A 26,283-nucleotide genomic window follows, 5' to 3' on the forward strand; every position below is an offset into this window, starting at 1 on the left:
GCGTACCGCCAGTGCCGCGCCCGCTCACCCGAACCTGCCATACACCCCATTCTCCGCCACCCCCGCACCCCCGCACCCCCGCACCCCCGCACCCCCGCATGCCCGCATGCCCGCATGCCCGCATGCCCGCACGCGGCGATAGATGACCGCGCATGCCGCACACCCCCACCGCACCCGCCCGAACCCCCAGCTCAGCCCAGTTGTCAGTCCCCGGGTGCAGGATGGACGCATGGTCAGCTCCGCACGCCGAGCCCTGGACGGCTTCTCCCCCGCGACCCGCGGCTGGTTCACGGGCGCCTTCGACGCGCCCACCGCGGCCCAGGCAGGCGCGTGGACAGCCATCAAAGAGGGCTCGGACGTCCTCGTGGTCGCCCCCACCGGCTCCGGAAAGACCCTGGCCGCCTTCCTCGCCGCCTTGGACGACCTGGCCTCCACGCCCCCACCCGCCGATCCCAGGAAGCGCTGCCGCGTCCTGTACGTCTCCCCCCTCAAGGCCCTCGCGGTCGACGTGGAGCGCAATCTCCGCAGCCCCCTCACCGGCATCCGCCAGGAATCCGTCCGCCTGGGCCTGCCCGAGCCCGAGGTCAAGGTCGGCATCCGCTCCGGCGACACCCCGGCGGCCGAGCGCCGCGCCCTGTCCACCCGCCCGCCGGACATCCTGATCACCACCCCGGAGTCCCTGTTCCTGATGCTGACGTCGGCGACCCGCGATGCGCTGACCGGCATCGAGACGGTCATCCTCGACGAGGTCCACGCGGTGGCGGGCACCAAGCGAGGCGCCCACCTGGCACTGTCCCTGGAGCGCCTCGACGAGCTCCTCCCGAAGCCGACCCGCCGCATCGGCCTCTCCGCGACCGTCCGCCCGGTCGACGAGATCGCCCGCTACCTCTCCCCCCGCCGCAAGGTGGAGATCGTCCAGCCGAAGACGGACAAGGAGTTCGACCTCTCCGTGGTGGTCCCGGTGGAGGACCTCGGCGAACTGGGCGGCTCTCCCGTGGCGGACAGCGCGGACGGCACGGACGGCGGGGAACGCCCCTCGATCTGGCCGCACGTCGAGGAGCGCATCACCGACCTCGTCCAGGCCCATCGCTCCACCATCGTCTTCGCCAACTCCCGCCGCCTGGCGGAGCGCCTCTGCAACCGCCTCAACGAGATCGCGTACGAACGGGCGACCGGCGAGACCCTGGCCGAGCATCACGCCCCCGCCGAGCTGATGGGCGGCTCCGGCGCGGCCCAGGGCGCCCCGCCCGTCATCGCCCGCGCGCACCACGGCTCGGTCTCCAAGGAGCAGCGGGCCCTGGTCGAGGAGGATCTCAAGGCCGGCCGACTTCCCGCGGTGGTGGCCACCTCCAGCCTCGAACTCGGCATCGACATGGGCGCGGTGGACCTGGTGGTCCAGGTCGAGTCGCCCCCTTCCGTGGCCTCCGGCCTCCAACGCGTGGGCCGTGCGGGCCACCAGGTGGGCGCCGTCTCCACCGGCGTGGTCTTCCCGAAGTACCGCGGCGATCTGGTCCAGGCCGCCGTGGTCACCGAACGCATGCGGACCGGCTCCATCGAGTCCCTCAAGGTGCCCGCCAACCCCCTGGACGTGCTGGCCCAGCAACTGGTCGCCATGACGGCGATGGACACCTGGCAGCTCGACGACCTGCTGGCCACGGTCCGCCGGGCGGCCCCCTTCGCCTCACTCCCCGAATCGGCCTTCACCGCGGTCCTCGACATGCTCGCGGGCCGCTACCCCTCCGACGCTTTCGCCGAACTCCGCCCCCGCGTGGTCTGGGACCGCGTCGCCGGAACCATCACCGGCCGCCCCGGCGCCCAGCGCCTCGCGGTCACCTCCGGAGGCACCATCCCGGACCGTGGCCTCTTCGGTGTCTTCCTCGCCGGTTCCGACCCCAAGAAGGGCGGCGGCCGGGTCGGCGAGCTGGACGAGGAGATGGTCTACGAGTCGCGCGTGGGCGACGTCTTCACCCTCGGCACCAGCTCCTGGCGCATCGAGGACATCACGCGCGACCGCGTCCTGGTCTCCCCGGCCCCCGGCGTCCCGGGCCGCCTGCCCTTCTGGAAGGGCGACCAGCTGGGCCGCCCGCTCGAACTCGGCCGCGCGGTCGGCGCGTTCCTGCGCGAGGTCGGCTCGATGCCCAAGGACAGGGCCCGCCCCCGTCTCCTCGCGGCAGGCCTGGACGCGTGGGCGGCGGACAACGTCCTGGCCTACCTCGACGAACAGCGCGAGGCCTGCGGCCACATCCCGGACGACCGCACCATCGTCGTGGAGCGCTTCCGCGACGAACTCGGCGACTGGCGCGTGGTCGTCCACTCCCCCTTCGGCGCCCAGGTGCACGCCCCCTGGGCGCTCGCCCTCGGTGCCAAGCTCTCCGAGCGCTACGGCATGGACGCCCAGGTCATGCACGCGGACGACGGCATCGTCCTGCGTCTCCCCGACGCCGACCTGATGGGCCTGGACCTGCTGGACCAGGAGCCGATGAAGCTCGGCACGGAGTACGACACCGACCAGGCGCCGGTCGGCGCGGCGGACGTCGTCTTCGACAAGGGCGAGGTCGACCAGATCGTCACCGACCAGGTCGGCGGCTCCGCCCTGTTCGCCTCCCGGTTCCGCGAATGCGCCGCCCGCGCCCTGCTGCTGCCCCGCCGCAACCCGGGCAAGCGCACCCCGCTGTGGCAGCAGCGCCAGCGGGCCTCGCAACTGCTGGAGGTAGCCAGCGAGTTCGGCTCGTTCCCGATCGTCCTGGAGGCGGTCCGCGAGTGTCTCCAGGACGTCTTCGACGTCCCCGGCCTCACCGAGCTGATGGGCGACCTGGAGTCCCGCAAGGTCCGCCTCGTCGAGGTCACCACCCCGGAGCCCTCCCCCTTCGCCCGCTCCCTCCTCTTCGGCTACGTCGCCCAGTTCCTGTACGAAGGGGACTCCCCGCTCGCCGAGCGCCGTGCGGCCGCTCTGTCCCTGGACTCCCGCCTGCTGGCGGAACTGCTCGGCCAGGCGGAGCTGCGCGAGCTGCTGGACGCCGAGGTGCTGGCGGAACTGGAGCGGGAGCTGCAGTGGCTCACCGAGGACCGCCGCGTGAAGGACGCGGAGGGCGTCGCTGACCTCCTCCGCCTCCTCGGCCCGCTCACGGACGCGGAGTTGACCCGACGAGGCGCGGAACCGCAGTGGGCGCGGGACCTCGCCACAGCGCGCCGCGCCATCCGGGTCCGCGTCGCCGGCACCGACCACTGGGCGGCGATCGAGGACGCGGGCCGCCTGCGCGACGCGCTGGGTACCGCGCTGCCGGTCGGCGTCCCTGAGGCGTTCACCGAGCCGGTCAAGGACCCGCTGGGCGACCTCCTCGCGCGCTATGCCCGTACCCACGGCCCGTTCACCTCGGCGACCGCGGCGGCCCGCTTCGGACTGGGCGTGGCGGTCACGGAGGGCGCGTTGCAGCGCCTCGCCGGGAACGGCCGCGTCGTCCAAGGGGAGTTCCACCCGGCGGGCATCGGCCAGGAGTGGTGCGACGCCGCGGTGCTCCGCCGTCTGCGCCGCCGCTCCCTTGCGGCCCTGCGTCATGAACTCGAACCGGTGCCCCCGCCCGCGCTGGCCCAGTTCCTCCCCCAGTGGCAGCACATCGGCAAGGGGCACGGGCTGCGCGGCATCGACGGACTGGTGCGTGCCGTCGAGCAGTTGCAGGGCGCCTCCGTGCCCGCCTCGGCCCTGGAGAAGCTGGTCCTGCCGTCCCGCGTGGCGGGCTACACCCCGGCGATGCTCGACGAACTCACCTCCGCCGGCGAGGTCGTGTGGGCCGGAGCGGGCTCCCTGCCCGGCAAGGACGGCTGGGTCTCCCTCTACCTAGCGGACGCGGCCCCCCTCCTCCTGCCGCCCCCGCACCCCCTGGAGCTGACGGCCCTCCACGAATCCGTCCTGACCACCCTCTCCGGCGGCTACGGCCTGTTCTTCCGCCAGATCGCCGACCAGGTCCGCGCGACCACCCACCCCGATGTCACCGACCCCCAACTCGCCGACGCCGTATGGGACCTGGCCTGGTCCGGCCGCCTCACCAACGACACCCTCACGCCCATGCGTTCCCTGCTGGGCTCGGGCCGCACAGCGGGCTCCACGGCCCACCGCGCCAAGCGCACCGTCCCGCGCGGCCGCTACGGCTCGCTCACTGCCGCCGCCCGCTCGGCCTCCCGCACCGGCCCGCCCACCGTCGCCGGCCGCTGGTCCCTGCTGCCGGACCGCGAGCCCGACCCCACCCTGCGCGCCCACGCCCTGGCCCGCACCCTCCTCGACCGGCATGGGGTGGTGACCCGGGGCGCGGTCGCCGCGGAGGGCGTCGAGGGCGGCTTCTCGGCGACGTACCGCATCCTGTCCGCCTTTGAGGAGACGGGCCAGGCCCGCCGGGGCTACGTGGTGGAAGGCCTCGGTGCCGCCCAGTTCGCGATGGACGGCGCGGTGGACCGACTCCGCGCGGTGGCGAACGCCCGCGAGCGGGGCCAGTCCGACGCCGCCGGCTCGGCCCCGGCGACCGATGGCTTCACCTCGTACGACGGTTCCGCCGGCTCGGATGATCTGCGCGCTCCCCACCACGAACCGTCCACCGACGCCGACCCGTACGCCGACCTCTGGGCGAACGGCGGAGGCCAGTCCCCCCTCGGTCTCGACGACGCCTACGACCCCCTGCCCCCCACCTCGCGTGACCAGTACACGTCCCCCCGCGACTACCCCCGCCCCACCGGCCCCCGCGGCGGCTTCGCACCCTCCGCCCCCCACCGCCGCGACCGCCCTGCCCCCGACTCCCGGGCCGTCGTCCTCGCCGCCGCCGACCCGGCGAACGCCTACGGCGCCGCCCTCCCCTGGCCCGAGCCCCCGACCGGCGCCGGGCACAAGGCGGGCCGCAAGGCGGGCTCCCTGGTGGTGCTGGTGGACGGCGAGCTGACGCTCTACATGGAGCGCGGCGGCAAGACCCTGCTGGCCTGGCCCGCCGACCCCGACGGCACCGCCACCGACGACCCCCGCCTTCCGGCCGCCGCCGACGCCCTCGCCGCAGCCGCCCGCGCGGGCTCCCTCGGCACGGTCACGGTGGAACGCGTCAACGGAGTCTCGGCCCTCACCTCCCCCATCGGCACCCTCCTGGAGACAGCCGGCTTCATCGCGACCCCGCGCGGCCTACGCCTGCGCGCCTGACGAGCCACACCAGCGCCTCTCCCTGGGCGCCCGCCCGCCCTTCCGTGCCACCCTTGACCCATGCCCGAAGGAGACACCGTCTGGCAAGCGGCGCACCGCCTGCACACCGCCCTCGCCGGCCAGGTGCTCACCCGCAGCGACCTGCGCGTCCCGAAGTTCGCCTTGGCCGACCTCACCGGCCGCACCGTCCTGGACGTCACCCCGCGCGGCAAGCACCTCCTGACCCGCGTCGAGGGCGGCCTGACCCTTCACTCGCATCTCAAGATGGACGGCTCCTGGAAGATCTACGCGAACGGCCGTCGCTGGAACGGCGGCCCTGCCCACCAGATCCGCGCGATCCTCGGCAACGCCGACCGGACGGCCGTCGGCTACCGCCTCCCCGTCCTGGAGCTCCTCCGCACGACCGACGAGGACCGCGTCGTGGGCCATCTCGGCCCCGACCTCCTGGGCCCCGACTGGAACCCGGACCGCGCCCTCGCCAACCTCCTCGCCGACCCGGCCCGCCCCCTCGGAGAGGCCCTCCTCGACCAGCGCAACCTCGCCGGGATCGGCAATGTCTACAAGAGCGAGCTCTGCTTCCTGCTGGGCGTGACCCCCTGGCTCCCCGTCGGTGCGCTCCCCGCCGACCGCGCCGCGAAGCTCCCCGCCCTCGCCAAGAAGGTCCTGGAGGCCAATCGCGACCGTCCGGTCCGCACCACCACCGGTCGCCGCGGCCACGACCTCTTCGTCTACGGCCGTGCCCGCACCCCTTGCCTGCGCTGTCACACCCCCATCCGGCTCGCCAACCAGGGCGACGGCTCCCGCGAACGTCCCACCTACTGGTGCCCGACCTGCCAGACCGGACCGACACCGGCGTCGGCCACCCCCACACCGCGAACTCCGCGCCGTACGACCACGTACGACTAATTGACGCACCGTCAGAAATGCTCGTACCGTCCCCCCATGACCGTCAGCGCGTACGACCTGACCGGACGCACCGCCTTCGTCACCGGCGCCGCCGGCGGTATCGGCCGGGCCTCGGCGGTCCTGCTCGCCGCGGCGGGCGCCACCGTGCACTGCGCCGACCGCGACGCACAGGGCCTGCACGAGACGGCGACGCTGATCAAGGACGCGGGCGGCGTCGCCCGCACCCACCACCTCGACGTGACGGACCGGAGCCGGCTCCGCGAGGCCATCACCTCCTGCGAGCAGCTGCACGCTCTGGCCGCGATCGCCGGCGTCATGCACAGCAGCCCGGTTCTGGAGACCCGGAACGAGGACCTCGACCGGGTTCTGAACGTCAACTTCAAGGGCGTGCTGTACGCCTGCCAGGAGGCGGCCCGCCTCATGATCGCCCAGCAGATCCGGGGCAGCATCGTCACCATGGCCTCGGGCGCCGTCGACACCGGCGGCCCCGGCCTGCTCGCCTACGGCGCGGCCAAGGCGGCCGTCGTGCAGCTGACGAAGACCCTGGCGAACGAGGTCGGCCGGCACGGCATCCGCGTCAACGCCGTCGCACCGGGCTGGATCCGCACACCGATGACCGACCGTCACGGCGAGGCCCAGGAGCGGACCGAGGCCATGATGGCCCGGATGTCCCCGCTGGGCCGCGTGGGCGAGGCGCAGGACGTCGCCCACGCCGTGCTGCACCTGGCCGCGGACGCCTCCTCCTTCACGACGGGCCAGATCCTGCGCCCCAACGGCGGAGTGGCGATGCCTTGGTAACCCCCGGGCACCTTGGCAACCGCTCCACGGCTGCCTGGGTAACCGCCCCACGCCTGCCTCGGCAACCGCCGCCCGGGTGCCTCGGTACCCGCCCCACGCCTGCCTCGGTAACCACCCGACGGCTGCCCCGGTAATCGCCCCACGCCTGCCTCGGTAACCGCCGCCCCACCGCCCTCCTGTGCCCTAACGCCGCGGTGCCGACGCCCTGCCGACCCCCCAGGCCGCCCGCCAGCGCCCCGCCGCCACGGCCCCGGCCGCCCTCGCCTTCGGCACGCAGTGCACCGGCAGGAGGCTCAGCCCCCACCCCCCGGCGGCCACCGCCCCCTCCAGCGCCCCGGCGTCGGGCACCAGCGCCAGCCGCAGCACGGCCCACCACCACAGCGCCCCCGCCCCGAGGGCCACCCCCCAGCGCACTATCGGTAGCGCCATGACTCCACCTCCCGGACGAGAAACCGGACGAGAGATCCGACGCTAGACGGCCGCGGCGCCCGCAGCCAGGGCGCACCACCGGCACACAGAGGCATCAGCCGTTCTCGGCCTGGAACATCCAGTGGTGCTTCTCCAGATCCGCGGTGATCCCGATGAAGAGGTCCTGACTGACGGGGTCGGCGTCCCCGGTGGCCGCCACCCGCTGCCGCATCCGCGTGATGACCGCGCCCAGCGCGTCCACCAGCGTCCCCACCGCGTCCGCGTCCTTGACCCAGCCCTCGGAGACCGTGCCGATGCCGCTGCCCGCCGCCACCGTCGCGGCCCGGCCGTCGGGCGGCACGCCCAGCGCCGAGGCCCGCTCGGCGACGGTGTCGGAGTGGGTGCGCGCGATGTCCACGACCTCGTCGAGTTGCAGATGTACGGACCGGAACCGCGGCCCGACCACGTTCCAGTGGATCTGCTTCGCCACGAGGGCGAGGTCCACCAGGTCGACGAGGGCTCCCTGCAGGGCCTCCGCCACGGTCTTCAGGTCAGCGTCGGACAACGGGCTCTTCACGACGTACATGCGCATGCTCCGATTTCTGTGCACAGCCCCGAACCCAGCGGTTCCACGATGCGGTTCCACAACGCTGTTCCACGATGCACGAAAGCCCCGGCCGACGCCTCTCCAGATGTTCCGGAGAGACCCGGCCGGGGCCTCGCGCACTTCGCAGAGTGCTTTGCACTTCTCAGCGCATCGTCAGCTCGTCCTCGAGCGGAACTCGAGGGCGTATGCGCGTGACGCTCAGGCGGCGACGACGTCCACTGCCTCGGCGGGCGCCTTGATGGTCACCCGTTCCGGTGGCACACCGGTCACCGACACGGAACCCAGCATCGGACGTACCGGCGTGGGCACGGGCTCGCTGGGGGTGGCCGCAGCGGACTGGGCCAGCTCGGCGAGGGCGAGCTCGTCGCTCACTTCCCGCATCAGTTCGGACATCCGTACGTCCAGCGCGTCGCAGATGGCGGAGAGCAGCTCGGAGGAAGCCTCCTTCTGCCCCCGCTCCACCTCGGAGAGATAGCCGAGTGAAACTCGGGCGGACGAGGAGACTTCGCGCAGAGTACGGCCCTGGCGTTGGCGCTGCCGACGCAGCACGTCACCCAGCAGGCGACGGAGCAGAATCATCGGTGGCTCCCTCCTCGGACCGCGTAGCCGCATCCTTCACGCCCCACCGTACCGCCTTGCGCCGCGGCCGTGCGGGGAGCGATGTCGTGTTCACTCAGGGCTGCAAACATCAAAACCCCCCGTTCCGTTCCGTATCCTGTGCCCGCTCATTTCCGGTCTGTTCGCTCGCAAGCTCCTGAAGGAGCAGTGCGAGTACGCTCCGTACACTCTCCATACGAATTTCCGCACGGTCGCCGTTCAACCGCAGCGACGCCACTTTCCCGCCATCGGACAGCTTCGAAGCGGGTCCGTCCACCGCCACGTAGACCGTTCCGACGGGCTTTCCGTCCTGTTCGTCCGGCCCTGCGACTCCCGTGGTCGCGATACCCCAGTCGGCGCCGAGCGCCTTGCGGACGCCGGCCGCCATCTGGGCCGCCACCTGCGCATCCACCGCTCCGCGGGCCGCCAGCAGGGCGGCGTCGACACCGAGCAGTTCGTGCTTCAGTTCGGTGGCGTAGGCCGTCACCGAACCGCGGAAGGCCTTGGAGGCCCCGGGGGCCGCTGTGATGTCCGCCGCAACCAGTCCACCGGTGAGCGACTCGGCGACCGCGAGCGTCTCGCCCCTCACCGTCAGTAGTCGCACCACTTCAGTGGCCGGGGAATTCACGCTTCCGTCTCCTCCAACGCCGCCGCGCGCTCGGCGATTCCCTGCCTGCGCAGCACAATGGCCTGTCTTACATAGTCGAGGCCGGTCACCACGGTCAGGACGACCGCCACAGCCATCACCCAGAACCTCGCGGTCGCCAGCCACCCCGTCAGCGCCAGGATGTACATCCCGACCGCGATGCCCTGGGCGAGGGTCTTCAGCTTGCCGCCGCGGCTCGCCGGGATGACGCCGTACCGGATGACGATGAAACGCAGCAGCGTGATCCCGAGTTCCCGACCGAGGATGACCACGGTCACCCACCAGGGCAGGTCGCCCAGGCCGGACAGACAGATCAGCGCCGCCCCCATGATCGCCTTGTCGGCGATGGGGTCGGCGATCTTCCCGAAGTCGGTGACGAGGTTGTAGGTGCGCGCCAGATGACCGTCGAACAGGTCGGTGATCATGGCGATCGCGAAGGCCGCCCAGGCGAACGAGCGCCACGCCGGGTCGTATCCGCCGTCGGCCAGCATCAGCGCGACGAAGCCCGGCACGAGCAGCAGCCGGATCATGGTCAGGATGTTGGCGATGTTCCAGAGACTGGCCTGGTTGACGGCAGCGGCCGCGATCTTGCCGCCCCGCGCGCCCTTGGCGCCGCCCTGCGCACCGCCCGCGGCACCGGACCCCGCGCCGGCACCGGACGCACCCCTCTGCGAAGAGCCCGCCTTGGAGGGGCCGCCCGCAGCGGATGCCGGTACTCCGGTCATCTGCCCGCCTCCTCACTACACGCGAGCGAGCCCGTCACCGGCTCGGCCACCAGGTCGACACCCTCGGTGCCGACCACCTTCGCCTCGACGATACGGCCGACGCTCAGCCCTTCGCCGCTCGTGAGCAGCACTTGGCCGTCCGTCTCGGGTGCCTGGTGGGCGCCGCGTCCGTACACACCCTCCTCGTCCACGGACTCCACCAGCACGTGCACGGTCTCGCCCACGCGCTCCTCGGCCCGCTGCGAGACGAGTTCCTCGGCCAGCCGGGAGACACGGGCCAGCCGCTCGGCGACGACGTCCTCGTCCAGCTTGTTGTCGTACGTCGCGGCCTCCGTGCCCTCCTCGTCGGAGTAGCCGAAGACGCCGATGGCGTCCAGCCTCGCGCCGTTGAGGAAACGCTCCAGCTCGGCCAGGTCGGCCTCGCTCTCACCGGGGAAGCCCACGATGAAGTTGGAGCGCACGCCCGCGTGGGGGGCCTTGCTCCGGATGGTGTCGAGCAGCTCAAGGAAGCGGTCGGTGTCGCCGAAGCGGCGCATGGCGCGCAGCACGCCGGGCGCGGAGTGCTGGAAGGAGAGGTCGAAGTAGGGCGCGACCTTGGGCGTCGACGTCAGTACGTCGATGAGGCCGGGGCGCATCTCGGCGGGCTGGAGGTAGCTGACGCGCACCCGCTCGATACCGTCGACCTCGGCGAGCTCGGGCAGCAGGGACTCCAGCAGGCGGATGTCGCCCAGGTCCTTGCCGTAGGAGGTGTTGTTCTCGGAGACCAGCATGATCTCCTTGACGCCCTGCTCGCCCAGCCAGCGCGTCTCGTTCAGCACGTCCGAAGGGCGCCGCGAGATGAACGATCCGCGGAACGACGGGATGGCGCAGAAGGTGCAGCGCCGGTCGCAGCCGGAGGCGAGCTTCACCGAGGCGACCGGGGAGCCGTCGAGACGGCGGCGCAGGGGCGCGCGGGGGCCGGAGGACGGGGCGACCCCCTCCGGAAGGTCCGCCGGACCGTGTCCGGGCAGCGCCACCTCGGTCGCCGACTCCTGCCGCTCGGCCGGGCTGATCGGCAGCAGCTTGCGCCGGTCGCGCGGGGTGTGGGCCGCGTGGATGCCACCGGACAGGATGGTCTGCAGGCGGTCGGAGATGTCGGCGTAGTCGTCGAAGCCGAGCACGCCGTCGGCCTCGGGAAGGGCCTCGGCGAGGTCCTTGCCGTACCGCTCGGCCATGCAGCCCACCGCCACGACGGCCTGGGTTCTGCCGTGTCCCTTGAGGTCGTTGGCCTCCAGGAGGGCGTCGACGGAGTCCTTCTTGGCGGCGTCGACGAAGCCGCAGGTGTTGACGACGGCGACGTCCGCGTCCGCGGCGTCCTCGACGAGGTCCCAGCCGTCCGCCTCCAAGCGGCCTGCGAGCTCCTCCGAGTCCACCTCGTTACGGGCGCAGCCAAGAGTGACGAGTGCGACGGTACGGCGTTCAGGCATGGGCTCAAGACTACTTTGTCCCACCGACAACGAACGTCGACGGGGTTGGCGAAGATCACCAACCCCGTCGGACAGACACCGAGCCCTTACCCGACCTGCGGGTCGCCCTTCGTGTACGTCAGGCGCTCCACGGCCCCGGGCTGCCAGTCGTCGTCGATCTTCTTGCCGTTCACGTACAGCTGGATCGCCCCGGCGTCACCGAGGACGAGGTTGATCTTCTCGCTGTCCTGGAAGGTCTTCGACTCGCCCTGCTGGAGCAGGCCGTCGAACAGCAGCCGGCCGTTGTGGTCCTTGGCGGAGATCCAGCTCTTGCCGTCGGGGGCGCTGACCCGGACGGTCACCTTGTCCTGAGGAGCCGCCGCGATGGCGCTGTCGGACGGGTCGGGCTTCGGCGACTCGGGCTTCTCGCTCTTCGGCGTGGGCGAGGCGGACTTGCTGGTCGTGGGCGTGGAGCCCTCCGCGACCTGTGCCTTGCCGCCCTCGTCGTCGCCCTTGAAGGCGGTGAACCCGACGAACCCGATCACGGCGACGATCGCGGCGACCATGGCCGCGGTCCAGTTGGGCCCGCGGCGCTCGGGGCGGATGCGTTCCGCCTCGAACAGCGGGGCCGCCGGGGTCGGCTCCGGACGGCCGCCGTGGTCGGCGTCGTACTGGGCGAGGAGGGGGGCCGGATCGAGGCGTACGGCTTTTGCCAGGGTCCGGATGTGGCCCCGGGCGTAGACGTCCCCGCCGCAGGGGGCGAAGTCGTCCGCCTCGATGGCATGCACGATGGCGATACGGACCCGGGTGGCGTTGCTGACGTCGTCGACGGTCAGCCCGGCCGCGATACGTGCCTGCTGAAGGGCACGGCCGACGGAGATTCGGGCTTCCTCACGGTCGTCTTCGAACGGACGCTCGTCTTCAGGGGAGTTGCCGATGGACACGGGGGCGCCTTTCGAGCGTTTTAGCCACCTGTGCTGGAGGTTCAGTCTAGGGGGGGTGCGAAAGGGTGGGGCAACCGGGCGGTGGGACTTTGTACGCCATCGGTATGGCCGGACACGCCGATGGTGGGGCAGCAGCTTTTCGCTTCCCTCAACTTGACGTACGCCGAAGGGAAACGGTTGCTCAATGATCCCTTACGGGTGAGTCACGATCGAACGCCCGCCCGCCGCACTCCCGCCCGCAAGGGATGCACTGTGCCCCGTTTCCGGAGGCGACGTCCCCTTAAGCCTCCCCGCGGATCACCGCGAGCACGCCATCCAGCTCATCAGCCTTCACAAGAACGTCACGAGCCTTCGATCCCTCGCTCGGCCCGACGATCCCGCGCGACTCCATCAGGTCCATCAGACGCCCCGCCTTGGCGAACCCGACGCGCAGCTTGCGCTGGAGCATGGAGGTCGATCCGAACTGCGTGGAGACGACCAGCTCGGCCGCCTGGCACAGCAGGTCCAGGTCGTCGCCGATCTCCTCGTCGATCTCCTTCTTCTGCTTGGTCCCCACGACGACGTCCTCGCGGAAGACCGGCGCCATCTGGTCCTTGCAGTGCTGGACGACCGCCGCGACCTCGTCCTCGGTGACGAAGGCGCCCTGCATACGGGTGGGCTTGTTCGCGCCCATCGGCAGGAAGAGCCCGTCGCCCTTGCCGATCAGCTTCTCGGCACCGGGCTGGTCGAGGATGACCCGGGAGTCGGCCAGGGAGGAGGTGGCGAAGGCGAGCCGCGACGGCACGTTCGCCTTGATCAGACCGGTGACGACGTCGACCGAGGGGCGCTGCGTGGCGAGCACCAGGTGGATGCCGGCCGCGCGCGCGAGCTGCGTGATGCGCACGATCGAGTCCTCCACGTCACGCGGCGCGACCATCATCAGGTCCGCGAGCTCGTCGACGATCACCAGCAGGTACGGGTACGCCTTGAGCTCCCGCTCACTGCCCTCGGGCGTCTTGAGCTTGCCGTCGCGGATCGCCTGGTTGAAGTCGTCGATGTGCCGGTACCCGAACGCCGCCAGGTCGTCGTACCGCAGATCCATCTCCCGTACGACCCACTGGAGCGCCTCGGCGGCCCGCTTGGGGTTGGTGATGATCGGCGTGATCAGGTGCGGGATGCCCTCGTAGGCGGTCAGCTCGACCCGCTTGGGGTCGACCAGGACCATCCGCACGTCCTCGGGGGTCGCGCGGACCATGATGGAAGTGATCAAGCAGTTAATGCACGACGACTTACCGGAACCGGTGGCTCCGGCGACGAGTACGTGCGGCATCTTCGCGAGGTTGGCCATCACATAGCCGCCCTCGACGTCCTTGCCGAGCGCGACCAGCATCGGATGGTCGTCCTCGGCTGCCGCGGCCAGCCGCAGCACGTCACCGAGGTTGACCATCTCGCGGTCGGTGTTCGGGATCTCGATGCCGACCGCGGACTTGCCGGGGATCGGCGAGATGATCCGCACGTCGGGACTGGCGACCGCATACGCGATGTTCTTGGTCAGCGCGGTGATCCGCTCGACCTTCACGGCGGGGCCGAGCTCGACCTCGTAGCGCGTGACCGTCGGCCCGCGCGTGAAGCCGGTGACGGCGGCGTCGACCTTGAACTCCATGAAGACGTTCTGGAGCGAGGCGACGACCGCGTCATTGGCGGCGCTGCGCGTCTTGCCGGGCCCACCACGCTCCAGCAGGTCGAGCGACGGCAGGGAGTACGTGATGTCACCGGACAGCTGAAGCTGCTCCGCGCGCGGCGGCAGGTCGTCGGGCGCCTCGGGCGCGGGCTTGGTGAGATCCGCGACCTCGACCTTCAGCTTCTCCTGCTTGGGACGCGCGGCGGGCGCGGGCACCGGAGCCGGAGCCGGCAGCGGGGTCGGCGTGGTGTCCTCGCGGTCCCCGACGCTCACCCCCTGGGTGAGGTCGGCGACGATCGGCGACGGCGGCATCCCGTGCAGCACGGCACCGTCGAGCGCGGCAGCGGCGGCCGCTGCGACGTCCACGGCGTCCATCTGACGGTCCATGTCGGGCTGGGGCACCGCGGAACGCCTGGGGCGGCCACGACGCCGCGAGAGGGCCTCCTGCTCGGCGCCCTCGGGGTCGTACGCCTCGGGCGCCTGACCGCGCTTGCGCGCGCGGGCGGGCAGCGCTTCGCGCCACTGCTCGTCGTAGCGCTCGTCGTCCCCGGAGAACTCGTCGAACTCGTCCGCCGCCGGGTCGTGCACCACCCCGAGCCGCACACCGAGCTCCCGCAGCCGCCGCGGGATGGCGTTGACCGGCGTGGCCGTGACGACGAGCAGCCCGAAGATCGTGAGCAGCACGAGCAGCGGCACGGCGAGGACCTCGCCCATGGTGTACGTCAGCGGGGTGGCCGCGCCCCAGCCGATGAGGCCGCCGGCGTCCCTTATGGCCTGCATGCCGTCGCTGCGCGCCGGCGCTCCGCACGCGATGTGGACCTGCCCGAGCACGCCGATGGCGAGCGCGGACAGACCGATGACGATCCGGCCGTTGGCCTCGGGCTGCTCGGGATGCCGGATGAACCGCGCGGCGATGACCGCGAGCAGTATCGGCACCAGCAGGTCGAGACGGCCGAAGGCGCCGGTCACGATGATCTCGACGAGGTCGCCGACCGGACCGCGCAGGTTGGACCAGGTGCCGGCCGCACAGATCAGCGCGAGGCCGAGCAGCAGCAGCGCGACGCCGTCCTTGCGGTGCGCCGGGTCGAGGTTCTTCGCGCCGTTCCCTATGCCGCGGAACACCGCGCCCACGGCATGCGCCAGGCCCAGCCAGACGGCGCGGACGAGCTTGTAGATGCCGCCGGTCGGGTTCGGCGCCGGCTTCGGAGGCGGTGCGGCCTTCTTCGCCGCGGCCTTCTTGGCGGGCGCCTTCTTCGCCGGAGCCTTCTTCGCGGCGGCCTTCTTCGCCGGTGCCGCCGCCTTCTTCGCGGGCTGCTTCTTGGCAGCGGAGGGACGTGAGGCCATAGAGGTGAGGTTACCGGTGGAGGCGACAACCGACACGTGTGGCCGGTGCTTCACCCGTTCGTGTCGCCCTTGCGAGGACGGGAAACTGACGTGTGCTCACGCACAACTGGGCCGCGCGTCGGCCTCAGTTCTGGGAGGGCACCGACGACGTGCTTCCGGCACCCGGCTCCAGCGCGTCCAGCGCCCGCCGCAAACCGGTGAGTTTGCGTTCGAGATGCGCCGCCGTGGCGACGGCCGCCGCGTCCGCCGACTCGTCGTCGAGCTGCTTGGAGAGCGCCTCGGCCTGCTCCTCGACCGCGGCGAGCCGCGCGGACAGCTCGGCGAGCAGCCCCGCCGGCTCCTTCGTCTCGCCGCCCGCCGGGGCCTTGCCGCCGGCGCCGCCCTCCAACTGGAGCCGCAGCAGCGCCGCCTGCTCCCGCAGCTGGCAGTTCTTCATGTAGAGCTCGACGAAAACCGAGACCTTCGCGCGCAGTACCCACGGGTCGAAGGGCTTGGAGATGTAGTCGACCGCTCCGGCCGCGTAACCGCGGAATGTGTGGTGCGGGCCGTGGTTGATCGCGGTGAGGAAGATGATCGGGATGTCCCGGGTGCGCTCCCGCCGCTTGATGTGCGCGGCGGTCTCGAAGCCGTCCATGCCCGGCATCTGGACGTCCAGCAGAATGACCGCGAAGTCGTCAGTGAGCAGCGCTTTGAGCGCTTCCTCCCCGCTCGATGCCCGCACCAGTGTCTGATCGAGCGCAGAGAGGATGGCCTCCAGCGCCAGCAGATTCTCCGGCCGGTCATCGACCAGGAGGATCTTGGCCTTCTGCACCATGGCCCGCCCTCCTCGCCCCGGATGTGCACCGGGCGCCGCCCCTGGGGACGACTCCCTTTCGCCGCCCGTCCTTGTGCCGGTCATGGTAGCCGCACCCCGCCCGTCGCCACACCCTGTCACCGCGATGTCACTGTGCACGTAGCAGAAACGCAAGCGGAGACCAGAAGGTTCCCCGAATCCCGTACTTCTACACGGCTTCGAGCACACTGAGTCAGCAACTCCGCGTGAACACAGAAGGTTCCCGCAGCATCCGCGCGAAGCCCGACGCGTCCGGTCACGCGACCCTCACTCCGCCCATCACGCACCTCTCACGAATCCCGCACCGGTTCCGCGTCGCGCAACCTTTCACACTCCCCGCACCGCATTCCGCGTCGCGCAACCTTTCACGCTCCCCGCACCGCATTCCGCGCCACGCAACCTTTCACGCTCCCCGCACCGCATTCCGCGTCGCGCAACCTTTCACGCTCCCCGCATCGGTTCCGCGCCACGCAACCTGGCGCACACCCCGCACCGATTCCGCGTCTCGCGCCCGCGCCCCCGGTCTGCCCTCACCGGCCGCGCGTCACGCATCCTCGCGTTCCCCGCGGCCACTGCCGTCACGCCCCCCGCATCCACTGCTCCATGACCGCCAGCAGATGATCGGGGTCGACCGGTTTGGTCACGTAGTCGGAGGCTCCCGACTCGATCGCCTTCTCCCGGTCGCCCTTCATCGCCTTCGCGGTCAGGGCGATGATCGGCAGGCCCGCGAACTGCGGCATCCGGCGGATCGCCGTGGTCGTCGCGTACCCGTCCATCTCCGGCATCATGATGTCCATCAGCACGACCGTCACGTCGTCGTGCTGCTCCAGGACCTCGATGCCCTCGCGCCCGTTCTCGGCGTACAGCACGGACAGCCCGTGCTGTTCCAGAACGCTGGTGAGCGCGAAGACGTTGCGGATGTCGTCGTCGACGATGAGCACCTTCTCGCCGCCGAACCGGATGCCGCTCCGCACCTCCGTCACCGGGTTCTGCTCGGTCGCCGACCACTGCTCCTGCGGCCGCTGATCGGCCTCCGGCAGGGTCCGGCGACGGCGCCGGAACAGCGCGGCGGCACCGTTCTGCGTCTCCTGGTACGACTTCACCTCGGCCGGCGTCTCGATCTCGACGTCGGACAGCCCGTTCTCGGAGGCGACCAGCTCGCCGGCCTCCAGGGCGGGCAGCCCCTGCTGGTAGCCCTGCGGCGGCAGTTCGCTCGGGTGCAGCGGCAAATAGAGCGTGAACGTCGAACCGCGTCCCGGCTCGCTCTGCGCGTGGATCTCGCCGCCGAGCAGCTGCGCGATCTCCCGCGAGATGGACAGCCCGAGGCCCGTGCCGCCGTACTTGCGGCTGGTCGTGCCGTCGGCCTGCTTGAACGCCTCGAAGATCACCCGCATCTTGCTCGCCGCGATCCCGATCCCGGTGTCGGTGACGGAGAACGCGATCAGACCGGCGTCCGGGTCCCGCAGCGAACCTGTCTCCAGGAGCTGCTCGCGGATCGCGTTCGGCACGTCCCGCCCGGCGGGCCGGATGACCAGTTCGACCGCCCCGGAGTCGGTGAACTTCACCGCGTTGGACAGCAGGTTGCGCAGCACCTGGAGCAGCCGCTGCTCGTCGGTGTGCAGCGTGGCGGGCAGTTCCGGCGAGACCCGTACCGACAGGTCCAGGCCCTTCTCCGCGGTCAGCGGCCGGAAGGTGGCCTCCACGTAGTCGACGAGCTGCACGAGCGCGATGCGCGTCGGAGAGACGTCCATCTTGCCCGCCTCGACCTTCGACAGGTCGAGGATGTCGTTGATCAGCTGGAGCAGGTCGGAGCCGGCCCCGTGGATGGTCTCGGCGAACTCGACCTGCTTGGGGGTGAGGTTGGCGTCCGCGTTGTCCGCGAGCAGCTTGGCCAGGATCAGCAGCGAGTTGAGCGGCGTCCGCAGCTCGTGGGACATGTTGGCGAGGAACTCGCTCTTGTAGCGCATGGAGACGGCGAGCTGCTCGGCGCGCTCCTCCAGGACCTGCCGCGCCTCCTCGATCTCGGTGTTCTTCACCTCGATGTCGCGGTTCTGCTGGGCCAGCAGCTCGGCCTTCTCCTCCAGCTCGGCGTTGGACGCCTGGAGTGCCTTCTGCCGGTTCTCCAACTCGGCCGACCGCTCCCGGAGTTGCTCGGTCAGCTCCTGCGACTGCTTCAGCAGCACCTCGGTCTTGGTGTTGACGGAGATGGTGTTGACGCTGGTCGCGATCATCTCGGCGATCTGATTGAGGAAGTCCTTCTGGATCTGCGTAAAGGGAGTGAAGGAGGCCAGCTCGATCACGCCGAGCACCTTGCCCTCGAACAGCACGGGAAGGACGATCACTTGCGCCGGAGGCGCCTCGCCGAGCCCGGAGGAGATCTTCAGATAGCCGCTGGGCGCGTTCTCCACGAGGATCGTGCGCTTCTCCTGCGCGGCCGTCCCGATGAGCGCCTCACCCGGCCGGAAGGACGTCGGCATGGAGCCCATGGAGTAGCCGTACGACCCGAGCATGCGCAGCTCGTACGAATCCTCCTGGTCGGCGCTGACGTCCTTGCCGTCGACGAGCGGCATCGCCAGGAAGAACGCGCCGTGCTGCGCGGAGACCACCGGCGTCAGCTCGCTCATGATCAGCGAGGCCACGTCCGCGAGGTCCCGGCGGCCCTGCATCAGCGCGGAGATGCGGGCCAGGTTGCCCTTGAGCCAGTCCTGCTCCTTGTTGGCGATCGTGGTGTCACGCAGGTTGGCGATCATCTTGTTGATGTAGTCCTGGAGCTCCTGGATCTCCCCGGACGCGTCCACGTCGATCTTCAGGTTCAGGTCGCCGCGGGTCACCGCGGTCGCCACGCGCGCGATGGCACGCACCTGCCGGGTCAGGTTCCCGGCCATCTCGTTCACGGACTCGGTGAGGTCCCGCCAGGTGCCGTCCACGTCACGCACGCGTGCCTGGCCGCCGAGCTGTCCTTCCGTGCCCACCTCGCGGGCGACTCGGGTGACCTCCTCGGCGAAGGACGACAGCTGGTCGACCATCGTGTTGATGGTCGTCTTGAGTTCGAGGATCTCACCGCGCGCGTCGATGTCGATCTTCTTCGTCAGGTCACCCTTGGCGATGGCCGTGGTCACCATGGCGATGTTCCGCACCTGACCGGTCAGGTTGGACGCCATCTGGTTCACCGACTCGGTGAGGTCCTTCCACGTACCGGCCACGCCGGGCACGCGCGCCTGCCCGCCCAGGATGCCGTCCGTACCCACCTCGCGGGCCACCTTGGTGACCTGGTCGGCGAACGAACTCAGCGTCTTCACCATGGTGTTGAAGGTGTCGGCGAGCTGCGCGACCTCACCGCGCGCCTCGATCGTCACCGTCCGCGTCAGGTCACCGTTGGCGACCGCGGACGCCACCTGGGAGATGTTCCGCACCTGCATGGTCAGGTTGTTGGCCATCAGGTTCACGTTGTCGCTGAGGTCCTTCCAGATGCCGACAACGCCCGGCACATGGGCCTGCCCGCCCAGGATGCCCTCGGTGCCCACCTCACGGGCCACCCGGGTCACCTGCTCGGCGAAGGACGACAGCTGGTCCACCATCGTGTTCACGGTGCTGACGAGTTCGAGGATCTCGCCCTTGGCGTCGACGGTGATCTTCTTCGACAGGTCGCCCTTGGCGACCGCGGTCGTGACCTCGGCGATGTTGCGCACCTGGATGGTCAGGTTGTTCGCCATGAAGTTCACGGACTGCGTGAGGTCCTTCCAGGTGCCGGAGACCCCCTGCACCTCGGCCTGGCCGCCGAGGATGCCCTCGGTGCCCACCTCGCGCGCCACGCGCGTGACCTCTTCGGCGAACGACGACAGCTGGTCGACCATCGTGTTCAGGGTGTTCTTCAGCTCCAGGATCTCGCCGCGCGCGTCCACGGTGATCTTCTGGGACAGGTCACCCCGGGCCACCGCGGTGGCCACCTGGGCGATGTTGCGCACCTGGCCGGTCAGGTTCGACGCCATGCCGTTCACGGAGTCGGTGAGGTCCCGCCACACACCGGCCACGCCCGGCACCTGCGCCTGACCGCCCAGCCGGCCCTCGGTACCCACCTCACGGGCCACCCGGGTCACCTGGTCGGCGAAGGCGGACAGCTGGTCGACCATCGTGTTGATGGTGTTCTTCAGCTCCAGGATCTCGCCGCGCGCGTCGACGTCGATCTTCTGGGACAGGTCACCGCGGGCCACCGCGGTCGTCACCTGGGCGATCTGGCGCACCTGCGAGGTGAGGTTGCCACCCATGAAGTTCACCGAGTCGGTGAGCTCCTTCCAGGTGCCCGAGACCCCCGGTACGACGGCCTGACCGCCCAGGCGGCCCTCGGTGCCCACGTCACGGGCCATCCGGGTCACCTGGTCGGCGAAGGCCGACAGCTGGTCCACCATCGTGTTCACGGTGTTCTTCAGCTGGAGCATCTCGCCGGACACGTCCACGGTGACCTTCTGCGACAGGTCGCCGTTGGCCACCGCCGTCGTCACCTGGGCGATGTTCCTCACCTGTCCGGTGAGGTTCCGGAACGCCGTGTTGACGGAGTCGGTGAGGTCCTTCCACGTCCCCGCCGCACCCGGCACCTGTGCCTGCCCGCCGAGCTCACCCTCGACACCGACCTCACGCGCCACCCGCGTGACCTCGGCACCGAACGCGGAGAGCTGGTCCACCATCCCGTTGACGGTGTTCTTCAGCTCCAGCATCTCGCCGGCCACGTCCACCGTGACCTTCTGCGACAGGTCACCATTGGCCACGGCCGTCGTCACGGCCGCGATGTCCCGCACCTGGATGGTCAGGTTCCGGAAGACGGTGTTGACCGAGTCCGTCAGGTCCTTCCACGTCCCCGCCGCACCCGGCACGTTCGCCTGCCCACCGAGCTGCCCCTCGGCACCGACCTCGTTGGCCACGCGCGTGACCTCGTCCGCGAAGATCCGCAGCGTCTCGGTCATCTGGTTGATCGTGTCCGCGAGCTGGGCGACCTCACCCCGCGCCGACACGGTCACCTTCTGCGACAGGTCACCGCTGGCCACCGCCGTCGTCACCTGCGCGATCCCGCGCACCTGGGCCGTCAGGTTGCCGGCCATCAGGTTCACCGAGTCGGTGAGGTCCTTCCACACCCCGGCCACGCCCGGCACCTGCGCCTGACCGCCGAGCTCACCCTCGACGCCCACCTCGCGCGCGACGCGGGTCACCTCGGAAGAGAAGGACGACAGCTGGTCCACCATCGTGTTGACGGTGTTCTTCAGCTCCAGCATCTCGCCGGCCACATGAACGGTGACCTTGCGCGACAGGTCACCCTTGGCCACCGCGGTCGTCACCAGCGCGATGTCCCGCACCTGGGCCGTCAGCCGGTAGGCCATGGTGTTGACCGAGTCCGTGAGGTCCTTCCACGAACCGGACATCCCGCGCACCTTGGCCTGCCCGCCCAGCTTGCCCTCGGTGCCCACCTCACTGGCCACGCGCGTGACCTCGTCGGTGAACGTCGACAGCTGGTCGACCAGATTGTTGACGGTCCGCCCGACCTTCAGGAACTCCCCGCGCAGCGGATGCCCGCTCCCGTCCGGCGCCTGCGTCCGCAGCTCCATCCGCGGCGACAGATCACCCTCCGCGACCGCGGAGAGCACCCGGCCGACTTCGGAGACGGGCCGCACAAGATCATCGACCAGGGCGTTGGAGGCATCGATGGCGGTCAGCCACGAGCCCTCGCAGGCGCCGATTTCCAGCCGTTCCGTGAGCTTGCCCTCACGGCCCACCATCCGCCGCACCCGCGACAGCTCACCCGTGAGATGCAGATTACGGTCGGCCACTTCGTTGTAAACCGCGGCAATCTCGGACAACACGCCATCGCCGGACACCGTGAGCCGCTTGCGGAAATTCCCGTCCCGCATCGACACCAGAGCCGCCAGCAGTCGATTCAGGGCAGCCGTGTCCACCGCGGTGGTCCCACCGCGCGGTTTGCGCTGGTTGTTCAGGGACTGTCCGCCTTTCGCGCGCGTCTTAGTGCCCCGCGTCGCTGCGCCAGACTCCACTGTGTCCCTCCCGCAAGGGTCGACCGTTACTGCTGAGCTCCGGTACTACTGCTCGGCGTATCAGTTAATGCTGTGCATCCGTGCCGGATATACCAGGCCGCATCCCGGGCTGCTGCCCGCTCGCGGCAGAAGACACCCGGCCTGCCCGGACCTTCACAAGAAGCTTGCCCAGTGTTTCACCCTGGCTGAACCCGGCCATAACAGTTCGGCAGCTTCGCACATCGTCCGCACACCCTCCGGACGGAAACACTGACGACCGGCATCCGCATGGACGGGGAAGGTAAGTAACCTTGCATGCGGCTGTCCAGCCGCGCCGGTCCGTCCGGCCTGGGCGGTGGCACGAGCACGAGCGGGCATCGGAGGGGCGGCCGCACAACATGACCACCGGACTGATCCCTGGGGGACATCCCCCGGACCGCCGGCCGACGGACGGCCTGCCGCACCAGCGGCACGCGCCGGTCGGCCCCGAAGCCCTGCACGCCGACAACCGGACGAGGAGTTCAGTGATCACCGCGCGCGCGGCCGCAAGCTTCGAGCCCGTCGGGCGATCGGTCGCGAGCGCCCGCTCCTTCGTCCGCGACACACTCCAGGGCTGGGGCTTCGCCGACATCGTCGACGACGCGGTGGTCCTCACCAGCGAGCTGGTGACCAACGCCGTGGTGCACGCCGGCACCTCCGCGGACGTCCTGTGCCTACGGTCCGAGGACGGCGTGCGCGTCGAGGTCGCCGACCGCTACCCCGAACGCGAGATCCCCCTCCAGGGCCACCCCGCCACCATGGGCAGCCCCGACCGCGAGGGTGGCCGCGGCCTCCAGCTCTGCGCGGCCCTGGCCGCCCGCTGGGGCGTCGACTACACGCCCACCCACAAGCAGGTCTGGTTCCAACTCGACCTCCCCGAACGCCAGGTGGGCACCCGCGCCGCCGGCCCGTCCCTCCCCGCGGACCTCCTCCCACTCGCCGACGGCCGCGTCCGCGTGGCAGTCGTCCAGATCGACCGTACGGCGGCCATCACCGCCTGGAACGAGGACGCGGAGGAACTCTTCGGCTACCCGGCCGAACAGGTCACCGGCAAGCCCCTGACCGACCTCGCGGCCTGGCCGCACACCCCGGGCACCAGCACCGGCATCGCCGAGGCCCTCCAACTCTCCCGCTGGGAAGGCAGTTACGGCATCCGCGGCGCCAACGGCCGCGTCACCCCGGTCTACGCCTCCCACCTCCGCGTCCGCGACACCGGCGGCGAGCCCTCCACGGTCTGCCTCCTGGTCCGCGACCACGAACGCGCGGTCCTCCAGACCCCGTTGCGCGTCCCGACCGCCGACAGCTCCACCTCTGCCGACGGCCAGAGCACCGACCCCTTCGAGGTGTTCATCGGCTCCCCGGCCCCGGACGATCTCGACGGCCTCCTCCAGCGCACGGTGGAGCGCGCCCGCGACATGCTCGACGGCGACTCCGCCTTCCTGCTCCTCGCGACCGACGACGAGACAGAGTTGGAGGTCCGCGCCTCCACCGGCCTCCCCTCGGCCCGCCAGCGCTTCGCGCGCGTGCCCGTCGAAGCGGGCCCCGGGCGCTACGGCTCGGCCCGTATGCCGGCCGTCCACGACGACCTGACAGCCGTACCCGGCGCGGTCCCCCTCCTCAACGGCACCGGCATGCGCTCGGTGGTCACGGTCCCCCTGAAGGTCGAGGGCCGCCTCACCGGCTCCCTCGGCGTCGCCGCCGAGGCCCCCGGCAGATACTCCAACGAAGAAGCCCTGCGCCTCCAATTCGCCGCCGACCGCATCGCGTTGGCCGTCGAATCGGCCCGCCTCGGCGAACTGGAACGCCTGCGCCGAGGCTCCCTGAGCTTCCTGGTCGAGGCCTCCGACCTCCTGGCAGGCACCCTCGACCGTGACCAGACGCTGGCCCTGATGGCCCAGATGACGGTCCCGACCCTCGCCACCTGGTGCGCGGTCTACACGATCGCCGACCAGGCCTCCGAGCCCTACCTCTCGTACGTCCTCCACGAGGACGAGGAACTCATCGACGGCATCAAGTCGTTGCTGTCGAAGATCTCCCCACCCGACCCGGTACCCACCCCGGGCGCCCGCGTCTGGTCGGCCCCGGCCGAGGCGGCCCACCAGGCGGCCCTGCGCACCTCCATGCGCAGCCTGGGCCTGGGCGAGCCGATCGGCCGCATCAGCGCGGGCATCGGCCCCACCCTGGCCACGGCCTCGGCGGTGGGCGGCGAAACAGTGGTCCTCCCCCTGGTCGCCCGCAACCGCGTCATCGGCATGCTGACCCTCGGCAAGCCCACCGACGAACACTTCCGCCAGGAGATCCTGGAACTGGCCGAGGACTTGAGCCGCCGAGCCGCCCTGGCCCTCGACAACGCCCGCCTCTACTCCGAGCGCACCGCCATCAGCCAGTCCCTCCAGCGCAGCCTCCTGCCGCCCGAGCAGCCCGCCATCGAGGGCATCGAGGTGGAGGTCATCTACCGCGCGGCCGGCGAGGGCAACGAGGTCGGTGGTGACTTCTACGACGTCTTCCCGATCCGCGACGGCGTCTACGGCTTCGCCATCGGCGACGTCTGCGGTACGGGCCCCCACGCGGCGGCGGTGACCGGCCTCGCCCGGCACGCCCTGCGCCTGCTCGCCCGAGAGGGCCTCTCCGGCCCCGCGGTCCTGGAGCGCCTCAACTCCGCGATCCTCGACGAGGGCGCCCGCAGCCGCTTCCTGACCCTCCTCTACGGCGAGATGCGCCCCCAGGAGGACGGCAGCGCCGAGATGAAGGTCGTCTGCGCCGGCCATCCCCTCCCGCTCCGCCTGCGCCAGGACGGCACCGTCGAACCGGCCGCCGAACCCCAGCCGCTCCTGGGCGTCATCGAGGACCTGGAGCTGTACGAACAGTCCGTCACCCTCGACCCCGGCGATGTCCTCCTGTGCGTCACGGACGGCGTCACCGAACGCCGCGAGGGCACCCGCATGCTGGGCGACGACGGCCTCACCGACGTCCTCACCACCTGCACGGGCCTGACGGCCGGCGCGGTCGCGGCCCGCGTCATGCGCGCCGTGGAACGCTTCGCCTCGGACGCCCCGTCCGACGACATGGCGATCCTCGCGATGCGAGTCCCCGGCCTGCACAAGGATTGAGAAGGGTACGCAAAAGGCCCCGCCCGATTGGGCGGGGCCTTTCAGCTGGAGCCCCCTAACGGAATCGAACCGTTGACCTTCTCCTTACCATGGAGACGCTCTGCCGACTGAGCTAAGGGGGCCTGTTGTCTTTTCGAGGTTTCCCTCGCGGCAACGGAATAGATCATAGCCCGAACAGACCCGTGCCTCCAAACCCGATCAGAAGGCGGCCTGAAGCAGCCCGCCGAGCGCATTGCAGGCCCCCACGACCCGCTGCATGTCCCGCTTGGTGAGGGAGGCGTCAACAGGCAGAGCCAGCGTCTCGTCCGCCGCCAACTCGGTCTCCCGCAACGACACGCACCGCCGGAACTCGGGCAGCCGATGCACAGGAGTCTTCACCGGCACCCGGCACTCAACTCCCCGCCCGCGCAAGGCCCGAGCAAAAGCATCCCGATCAGGCCGCCCGTTCCCCGGCACCCGCACGACGTACTGCTGATAGGTGTGCCCGTCCCCACCGTCGGGGGTCCGCACCCCCTTCAACTTCCCATCGAGATAAGCGGCCCGCTCCCGCCGCTGAGCCACCTCGTCGTACGGCGCCTCGGACTCCCCCTGCTCCAGCACGAACAGCCCATGCCTCTGCCCCACACCGTGCAGCGCCGCGACATCGGCGCGCCGCCCGAACCGGTGTACGGCAACCACAGCCGCCGTCCGAGCAGTGACGACCGCCTCGACGGCAGCCGCATCAAGGCAGTACGTCACGGGATCTATGTCGGCGAACACGGGAAGCGCCCCGGCCAACACGACAGCCTCGGCGACCTCGACGTTCCCGAAGGCCGGTACGACGACCTCGTCACCGAGTCCGACGCCGGCGGCCCTGAGCATTCCAGCAGTACCCATACCGCGGATGCTCCTGGCGCCACGTGAACTTCAAGTGACGCACAACAAAAAAGGGTTGGACCCTGAACCGAAGTTCAGGGTCCAACCCTTTCAAATTTTGTTCGGCGGCGTCCTACTCTCCCACAGGGTCCCCCCTGCAGTACCATCGGCGCTGTA

At 70.6% G+C, this 26,283-nt stretch carries 15 protein-coding genes and 1 tRNA gene; 4 read left to right on the forward strand and 12 right to left on the reverse strand.

Translation table 11 applies throughout. The features are described from left to right. The first annotated feature begins 229 nt into the window (after window positions 1–229). From DI272_RS13535 to DI272_RS13545, 3 genes are read left to right on the forward strand one after another with little or no spacing between them, the layout of a single operon-like run. Window positions 230–5,173 carry an ATP-dependent helicase gene (locus DI272_RS13535; RefSeq protein WP_109495623.1) on the forward strand — a complete coding sequence of 1,648 codons (4,944 nt, stop codon included), beginning with the start codon at window positions 230–232 and terminating at the stop codon, window positions 5,171–5,173. Window positions 5,174–5,233: 60 nt separating this feature from the next. After that, window positions 5,234–6,079, forward strand: a complete 846-nt coding sequence (locus DI272_RS13540) for an Fpg/Nei family DNA glycosylase (protein WP_109495624.1) — start codon at window positions 5,234–5,236, stop codon at window positions 6,077–6,079. 36 nt (window positions 6,080–6,115) lie between these two features. Continuing rightward, on the forward strand, window positions 6,116–6,877 hold the full coding sequence (locus tag DI272_RS13545; protein ID WP_109495625.1) for an SDR family NAD(P)-dependent oxidoreductase: 762 nt from the start codon (window positions 6,116–6,118) through the stop codon (window positions 6,875–6,877). Between the two features lie 183 nt (window positions 6,878–7,060). On the opposite strand, the gene DI272_RS13550 is transcribed toward DI272_RS13545, so the two are convergent. The 10 genes from DI272_RS13550 to DI272_RS13595 all read right to left on the reverse strand — a co-directional run bounded on the left by DI272_RS13550 (window position 7,061) and on the right by DI272_RS13595 (window position 22,123). Continuing rightward, window positions 7,061–7,306, reverse strand: coding sequence for a hypothetical protein (locus DI272_RS13550; protein WP_109495626.1), 246 nt, complete (start codon window positions 7,304–7,306; stop codon window positions 7,061–7,063). Between the two features lie 94 nt (window positions 7,307–7,400). Further along, on the reverse strand, window positions 7,401–7,871 hold the full coding sequence (locus DI272_RS13555; RefSeq protein ID WP_109495627.1) for a Dps family protein: 471 nt from the start codon (window positions 7,869–7,871) through the stop codon (window positions 7,401–7,403). Between the two features lie 219 nt (window positions 7,872–8,090). Then, window positions 8,091–8,471: a helix-turn-helix domain-containing protein gene (locus DI272_RS13560; RefSeq protein WP_003993396.1), complete on the reverse strand. Its 381-nt coding sequence runs from the start codon at window positions 8,469–8,471 to the stop codon at window positions 8,091–8,093. Between the two features lie 109 nt (window positions 8,472–8,580). Next, window positions 8,581–9,117, reverse strand: coding sequence for a CinA family protein (locus tag DI272_RS13565; RefSeq protein WP_109495628.1), 537 nt, complete (start codon window positions 9,115–9,117; stop codon window positions 8,581–8,583). Beyond that, window positions 9,114–9,860 (reverse strand): CDP-diacylglycerol--glycerol-3-phosphate 3-phosphatidyltransferase, encoded by a 747-nt coding sequence (pgsA, locus tag DI272_RS13570; protein ID WP_109495629.1) that lies wholly within the window; start codon window positions 9,858–9,860, stop codon window positions 9,114–9,116. The genes DI272_RS13565 and pgsA overlap by 4 nt, the downstream gene beginning before the upstream one ends. After that, window positions 9,857–11,326, reverse strand: coding sequence for a 30S ribosomal protein S12 methylthiotransferase RimO (gene rimO, locus DI272_RS13575; protein ID WP_109495630.1), 1,470 nt, complete (start codon window positions 11,324–11,326; stop codon window positions 9,857–9,859). Before rimO ends, pgsA begins: the two co-directional genes overlap by 4 nt. Before the next feature lie 86 nt (window positions 11,327–11,412). After that, window positions 11,413–12,249: a helix-turn-helix domain-containing protein gene (locus DI272_RS13580; RefSeq protein ID WP_109495631.1), complete on the reverse strand. Its 837-nt coding sequence runs from the start codon at window positions 12,247–12,249 to the stop codon at window positions 11,413–11,415. Window positions 12,250–12,529: 280 nt separating this feature from the next. Beyond that, a complete protein-coding gene (locus DI272_RS13585) occupies window positions 12,530–15,253 on the reverse strand; it encodes a DNA translocase FtsK (RefSeq protein WP_109495632.1) in 2,724 nt (907 codons plus the stop codon). A 124-nt stretch (window positions 15,254–15,377) separates the two neighbouring features. Continuing rightward, window positions 15,378–16,067, reverse strand: a complete 690-nt coding sequence (locus DI272_RS13590; protein WP_109495633.1) for a two-component system response regulator — start codon at window positions 16,065–16,067, stop codon at window positions 15,378–15,380. 596 nt (window positions 16,068–16,663) lie between these two features. Beyond that, window positions 16,664–22,123 carry a HAMP domain-containing protein gene (locus DI272_RS13595; protein WP_109495634.1) on the reverse strand — a complete coding sequence of 1,820 codons (5,460 nt, stop codon included), beginning with the start codon at window positions 22,121–22,123 and terminating at the stop codon, window positions 16,664–16,666. 377 nt (window positions 22,124–22,500) lie between these two features. Between DI272_RS13595 and DI272_RS13605 the strand changes: the two genes are divergently transcribed. Then, window positions 22,501–25,251 carry a SpoIIE family protein phosphatase gene (locus DI272_RS13605; protein ID WP_109495635.1) on the forward strand — a complete coding sequence of 917 codons (2,751 nt, stop codon included), beginning with the start codon at window positions 22,501–22,503 and terminating at the stop codon, window positions 25,249–25,251. A 46-nt stretch (window positions 25,252–25,297) separates the two neighbouring features. Here the strand turns inward: DI272_RS13605 and DI272_RS13610 are convergent. Together DI272_RS13610 and DI272_RS13615 are read right to left on the reverse strand one after the other, a co-directional pair. Then, window positions 25,298–25,373: transfer RNA gene (locus DI272_RS13610), tRNA-Thr, on the reverse strand. A 76-nt stretch (window positions 25,374–25,449) separates the two neighbouring features. Beyond that, on the reverse strand, window positions 25,450–26,112 hold the full coding sequence (locus DI272_RS13615; protein ID WP_109495636.1) for a DegT/DnrJ/EryC1/StrS family aminotransferase: 663 nt from the start codon (window positions 26,110–26,112) through the stop codon (window positions 25,450–25,452). Window positions 26,113–26,283 lie beyond the last annotated feature (171 nt).

It is taken from the genome of Streptomyces sp. Act143 (assembly GCF_003143935.1).
Taxonomy (GTDB): Bacteria; Actinomycetota; Actinomycetes; order Streptomycetales; family Streptomycetaceae; genus Streptomyces.